Raw genomic sequence first — 1,223 nt, 5'->3', positions numbered from 1 at the left:
AAAGGGTGTGGGATTGCCTCTGGCCAGGAGCCTTGAGCAGGCGGATTCTCATGGCAGGAGGGTTCCGCCATGCCGAAGCTACTGTTCGCGCGGGCTCCGTGCGATGAGAGGGAAGAACGCGATATGCGCCGGTTGGCCGGTGCCCGGCACGCTCCCGGTGACTGGATCCAGCGCGCCCGGATCGTGGTGGCCAGCTGGGACCGGCTGCGGGTGCCGGCAATCGCGGCCAGACTGGGCTGTCACCCGGAAACCGTGCGCCGGCGGTTACACCGGTTCAACGGCGAAGGGATCGATGGCCTGGGCGATCGGCCCGGGCCTGGGCGAGGACCGCGGCTCACCGAAAGCGAGCGCAGCCAGATCATCGCCCTGGTCAAAACGACCCCGCCAGGACGACCGGTGCCCGACCCGTGGCTGAACGGGCTGGCCGCCGCCGAGGAGGAAGATGCGCCGGGCGTGTGGACGCTGGACACGCTGACCGCTGCGGCCCGCGCCGCCGGAATCGAGGTCGGTCGCTCTCAAGTGCGCCGGATCCTGCTGAAGGAAGGGGTGAGATGGCGCCGCCCCCGATCCTGGACCACCAGCAAAGACCCGGAATTCGCCGCAAAAGATCCCGGATCGTGGACCTCTACGCGCGCCCGCCGGCCGGCGCGATAGTGGTCTGCGCAGATGAGCTCGGCCCCGTGGTGCCGCGGGCCTTCCCACCCACATCCGGCTGGTCGCCTGATGGGCACCGGATCAAAGCGCCGCTGGACTACTCTCGCGGCCCTGAAAAGACCTGGGTATACGGAAGTCTCCGCATCGCCGACGGGACCGCGGTCACCATGACCGCCCCGTCCCGCAGCAGCCACTACTACCAGCGGTTCCTCGCCAAGATCGAGAATGCCAACCCCGGCAACGCTCCCATCTTCGTCATCACCGACAACTTATCCAGCCACAACAGCTACGCCACCCGGGAATGGCTGGCCAACCATCCCCGGATCCGGCAGGTCTTCATCCCGGTCGGCGCCTGCTGGCTCAACCTGCAAGAAGCCTGGTGGCGCATCTTCCGGCGGCATGCCATCGCCGGGCAGTGTTTCGTCGGCCCCGACGACATCGACTACGCCACCCGCATCGCCACCACCCAGCTCAACGCCCAGGCCAAACCCTGGGTCTGGGGACGCCCACCACCGCCACCACGGCAGCTACGCCGAAGGTTCACCTACACCCTTTGAGGAACGCAGCAC

Annotated in this window: 2 protein-coding genes; both read left to right on the top strand. The window is 67.8% G+C overall.

Features of this window, described 5'->3' with window-relative positions; all coding sequences use genetic code 11:
• Nucleotides 1-69 precede the first annotated feature (69 nt).
• Entirely contained in the window at nucleotides 70-654 is a 585-nt protein-coding gene (locus ACWDRB_RS67865) for a helix-turn-helix domain-containing protein (RefSeq protein ID WP_449912921.1), read from the top strand.
• Nucleotides 552-1,211, top strand: a complete 660-nt coding sequence (locus tag ACWDRB_RS67860; RefSeq protein WP_449912918.1) for an IS630 family transposase — start codon at nucleotides 552-554, stop codon at nucleotides 1,209-1,211. The genes ACWDRB_RS67865 and ACWDRB_RS67860 overlap by 103 nt, the downstream gene beginning before the upstream one ends.
• The last annotated feature ends 12 nt before the right edge of the window (nucleotides 1,212-1,223 follow it).

The sequence above is a fragment of the Nonomuraea sp. NPDC003707 genome, assembly GCF_053587055.1.
This window is presented reverse-complemented; position numbering and strand designations above follow the sequence as displayed.

What these genes read in the sequence shown, in the direction of transcription:
- ACWDRB_RS67865 (WP_449912921.1), top strand. Translation starts at nt 70, where the DNA reads ATGCCGAAGCTACTGTTCGCGCGGGCTCCGTGCGATGAGAGGGAAGAA.
- ACWDRB_RS67860 (WP_449912918.1), top strand. Translation starts at nt 552, where the DNA reads ATGGCGCCGCCCCCGATCCTGGACCACCAGCAAAGACCCGGAATTCGC.